At 43.7% G+C, this 4,766-nt stretch carries 4 protein-coding genes and 1 pseudogene; all 5 read left to right on the top strand.

The genetic code is table 11. From position 1 onward, the window contains the following. Nucleotides 1-299, top strand: a 299-nt coding sequence (locus ACZOWY_RS11695) for an integrase core domain-containing protein (protein WP_484398414.1), incomplete at its 5' end; no start/stop codon positions are given. A gap of 270 nt (nt 300-569) precedes the next feature. Then, nucleotides 570-1,454, top strand: a complete 885-nt coding sequence (galU, locus tag ACZOWY_RS11690; RefSeq protein ID WP_484398409.1) for a UTP--glucose-1-phosphate uridylyltransferase GalU — start codon at nt 570-572, stop codon at nt 1,452-1,454. A 336-nt stretch (nt 1,455-1,790) separates the two neighbouring features. Beyond that, nucleotides 1,791-2,708, top strand: a pseudogene (rfbB, locus tag ACZOWY_RS11685) (dTDP-glucose 4,6-dehydratase); the annotation flags it as partial. A gap of 155 nt (nt 2,709-2,863) precedes the next feature. Further along, nucleotides 2,864-3,898, top strand: a complete 1,035-nt coding sequence (galE, locus tag ACZOWY_RS11680; protein ID WP_484398404.1) for a UDP-glucose 4-epimerase GalE — start codon at nt 2,864-2,866, stop codon at nt 3,896-3,898. A 96-nt stretch (nt 3,899-3,994) separates the two neighbouring features. After that, a complete protein-coding gene (locus tag ACZOWY_RS11675; protein WP_484398398.1) occupies nt 3,995-4,678 on the top strand; it encodes a glycosyltransferase family 2 protein in 684 nt (227 codons plus the stop codon). Nucleotides 4,679-4,766 lie beyond the last annotated feature (88 nt).

Genomic DNA, 4,766 nt, shown 5'->3' with positions numbered 1-4,766 from the left:
GCCGGCCGAAAGAAATTCTTTCTGACAACGGTCCTGAATTTACCAGTAATGCTCTCAATGCATGGGCCTATGAGAAGCATATAGAGCATGTGTTTATCGATCCCGGGAAACCCATGCAGAACGGTTTCATTGAAAGCTTCAATGGGAAGCTCCGGGATGAATGTCTTAACCTGAACTGGTTCCATAATCTCCAGGAGGCGCGGGAGATAATCAGCCGATGGAAAGACGAGTACAATATGGTTCGCCCGCATAGTGCACTGGGTCAAAAAACACCGGCAGAATATGCGCAAATATTTTGATTATTGCAGCCATACTAAATATCCCCGTGGTACATAAAACGGGGGCAGGTCATTAAGGCTATATGTAGTAAATAGAAAATCGTAAAATTGTATGAAGATATATATTTGATGGAAGCACCATAAACGGATTGTATTAGTTGTTTTAAGTAACATATTGATTTCGTGGTATATTAGGATTCTTTGACAAACAATATTATTCTGTTCTCAATTATGATATAATAAAACTTTAGAAAACAAATAGAATTATTTTTTTGAATAGGAGTGTATTCAATGAATCATAAAACCATTACAAGAGCAGTGATACCGGCGGCGGGGTTAGGCACCCGTTTTCTGCCGGCGACCAAGGCAACACCGAAGGAAATGCTTCCCATCGTAGACAAGCCTACGATCCAGTATATTGTGGAGGAAGCGCTGGCCAGCGGTATTGAAGATATCCTGATCATTACCGGCCGCAGCAAACGGGCCATTGAAGACCATTTCGACCGGAGTATCGAGCTGGAGCTGAACCTGGCGGAAAAAGGCAAGGATGAATGGCTGGAAATGGTACGGAGCATTTCGGATATCCGTATCCATTATATCCGTCAGAAAGAACCCCGGGGGCTGGGGCATGCGATTTTATGCGCCAAACAGTTTATCGGCAACGAACCCTTTGCGGTGCTGCTAGGCGACGATGTGGTATATAACGAGGAAAAGCCTGCACTGCGTCAGTTGATTGATGTGTATGAAAAAACAGGGGCTTCCGTATTAGGTGTGCAGGAAGTACCTCATGAAAAGGTTTCTTCATACGGCATTGTGGCGGCCAGGGGTACCAGCGATCCCCGGACTTTTGCGGTGGCGGATATGGTGGAGAAGCCGCCTGTGGACGAGGCTCCTTCCAACATGGCGGTACTGGGGCGCTACGTCATTACGCCTGAGATTTTTGAACTTCTGGAACATACCGACCCGGGCGCGGGCGGGGAGATCCAGCTTACGGACGGTCTGCGCTCTCTGCTGAAGATACAGCCCGTCTATGCCTATAATTTTGAGGGCCGCCGTTATGATGTGGGCGACAAACTGGGCTTTCTGGAAGCGACGGTTGAATATGCCCTGCGCCGTCCGGAATTGCGGGAAGGCTTTTTAACGTATTTGAACGGAATTGTTAAGAAGGAGAAATAAATTATTGTTAGCACCTTAAATAGAGTGGTTCTGTTTTTGGGGAGCGGGTCACATCCATTACAAAAAGAATAATATGAACACGTTTTTTAGGCCATTGGTGCGAATACCACTTAAACATAGTTCATCGACACCTTTGAGTCGTTATAATCGGAAGACTGAAAGAAGATACAGTATAAGTGGCTTTATGGAGATAAGAACACGCCGGCTGGTAAGAAACACTCTATGAAACCGCTGGAGATATACATGAAAGAAATGTATAGGAATCATAAGCCGTAATATAAAGGACGGGGTAATGTACTGTAAATAAATCGATTCAGGAATTTAAGGTTTTTTCAAATGACAATTATTGTTACTGGCTGTGCAGGCTTCATTGGTTCTAATTTCATTTTTTATATGTTAGATACTCATCCGGATTATCGTATTATCTGTCTGGACAATCTTACTTATGCGGGCAATGTATCTTCATTGCAGCCTGTGATAAATAATCCGAAGTTCCTTTTTATGAAACTGGATATCTGTCACCGTCAAGGTGTATATGAGTTGTTGTAGAAGAACACCCGGATATGGTGGTTAATTTTGCGGGGGGGGAAGCCATGTGGATTGCACCATTGAAGACCCATCTGTCTTTTTACAGACCAATGTGATGGGAACCGCTGTTTTACTGGACGCCTGCCGGGAATATGGCATTAAGCGCTTTCATCAGATCAGTACGGATGAAGTATACGGTGATTTGCCCTTATACCGGCCGGATTTGTTTATTACAGAGCAGTCGCCCCTGCGTGCCGGTTCGCCTTACAGCGCTTCCAAGGCCGATGCTGATTTGCTTGTTTTGTCATCATCATACCTTCGGTCTGCCGGTAACAATCAGATGCAGTTTTAATAACTATGGACCGTACCAGTTTCCGGAAAAGCTGATATCCCTTTAACAATTTGTAACTGCTTTCATGATAAGCAGGCTCCTGTTTATGGGACAGGACAGAATGTGAGGGGCTGGCTGTATGAAGAAGACCATTGCCGTCGATTGATTTGATTATTCATAAAGGACGGAACGGAGAAGTCTATAATGTGGGTAGCCACAATGAGATGTGTAACATAGATATTGTAAAGCGAATTGGTAACGAATTGGGTAAGCCGGAAACCTTGATTACACATGTCGCTGACCGTAAAGGGCATGATAAGCGTTATGCTCTTGATACATCAAAGATTTTCAGCGAGTTAGGATGGGTGACGGATATTTCTTTTGAAGAAGGTTTTTAGAGAACGATTCAGTGGTATTTAGAACACCGCGACTGGTGGGACAGTATTTAGTTGTTTGATATAACTGTTAATTATGTGGTAAAATCAAATATCAATAAGAAATACTTGTTGTATCGAAATTTATGATTCATAACAAGGAAGGTGCTTTTTACATGAATATTCTAGTTACCGGCGGCGCAGGTTATATTGGTTCCCATACCCTGATCGAACTGATGGCGGCTGGTCATTCCGTTGTGGTGGTAGACAACTTTTCCAATGCCAGCGAGGAGTCCTTGCACAGGGTGGAAACCATTTCAGGTCAGACGGTTCCTTTTTATAAAGTGGATATACGGGACAGGGCCGCACTAGTGACGGTTTTTGCTGTTCATTCGTTTGACTGCTGCATCCATTTTGCCGGTCTTAAGGCAGTGGGGGAATCGGTAGTGAAGCCCTGGGAGTATTATGAAAATAATATCAGCGGTACTTTGGTGCTACTGGATGTGATGCGTCAGCATCATTGTAAAAATATCATTTTCAGTTCTTCAGCTACAGTGTATGGAACGCCAATGGAAATTCCCATTACCGAGGCCTGTCCCAAAGGTCGCTGCACCAACCCTTATGGCTGGACCAAGTCCATGCTGGAAGAGATTCTGACCGACCTGCATACGGCAGATGTAAAAAAGAAAGATCCACATCCTTGGAATGTGGTGTTGTTGCGTTATTTTAATCCCATCGGCGCCCATGCCTCCGGACTGATTGGGGAAGATCCTAACGGCATCCCCAACAATCTAATGCCGTACATCACCCAGGTGGCAGTTGGAAAGCTGGATAAGCTGCATGTATTTGGGGATGACTATGCCACACCGGACGGGACTGGCGTGCGGGACTACATTCATGTGGTGGACCTGGCCAAAGGCCATGTGAAAGCTCTGAAGGCCATTGAAAAAAACTGCGGCCTAGCCGTTTACAATTTAGGTACAGGCCACGGCTACAGTGTGCTGGATGTAGTACATGCCTTCGAAAAAGCCAGTGGCGTAACGATTCCTTATGTAATAGAAGAACGCCGGCCGGGGGATATCGCGGTGTGCTATTCGGATCCCGGCAAGGCGAAGCGGGAACTGGGCTGGAAGGCGGAACATGATATTTCCGATATGTGCCGCGACAGCTGGAACTGGCAGAAGAATAACCCGGATGGGTATGGAAAATGAGATAGTAAAAAGCGCGGCTGACACCGCGCTTTTGCGGTCTGTATTGCAATCGTTTCACAATTACTCCTGTTTGCATAAAGGAAAATAAGACAGATTATGGTAAGCATAATTGTTCCGGTATATAAGGTCGTACAATACCTGCCCCAATGTATTGAAAGCATTATTAATCAGACTTATCGGGATTTGGAAATCATTCTTGTGGATGACGGATCCCCTGATTCTTGTGGAAAAATCTGTGACGAGTATGCCGAAAAAGATAAAAGAATCAAAGTTTTTCATAAAGAAAATGGTGGATTATCTGATGCCCGCAATTATGGAATCATGATGGCGCGAGGTGAATATCTGGGCTTTGTTGACAGTGATGATTGGCTTGAGCCGGACATGTTTGAAACCTTAGTCAGTACAGCGCAGGAGAATAACGCAGATATTGTTTCTTGTGGCTTTTTCCGTGAATATCCGAATTTTTCTGTCGTTGATTCAGATATTGACATGAGATTTTCTGATACACGAGCTTTGGTAAGAGCGTTGATAAATGATGATATTAATGTTTATATATGGAATAAACTTTACCGTAAATCGTGTTTTTCAAATTTTTCTTTTCCTAAAGGTCATGTCTATGAGGATGTTTCAACACTTCATAGAATCTTTTTAAATGCAGTAACCGGCATTAGCATTTCCATGCCTTTATATCACTACAGAATGAAAAGAGCGGAATCAATAAGTCAGGCTCGATCCATAGATAACTTGATCGATTACTGGATGGCTCATAAATCTTGCTAATGTTTGTCAAGAGTTTTTTCGAAAAATCTTGCTAATGTTTGTCAAGAGTTTTTTCGAAAAATCGGAACTTTTGAAAGCTAAAAAAAAG

It is taken from the genome of Succiniclasticum sp., from assembly GCF_056977735.1.
This window is presented reverse-complemented; position numbering and strand designations above follow the sequence as displayed.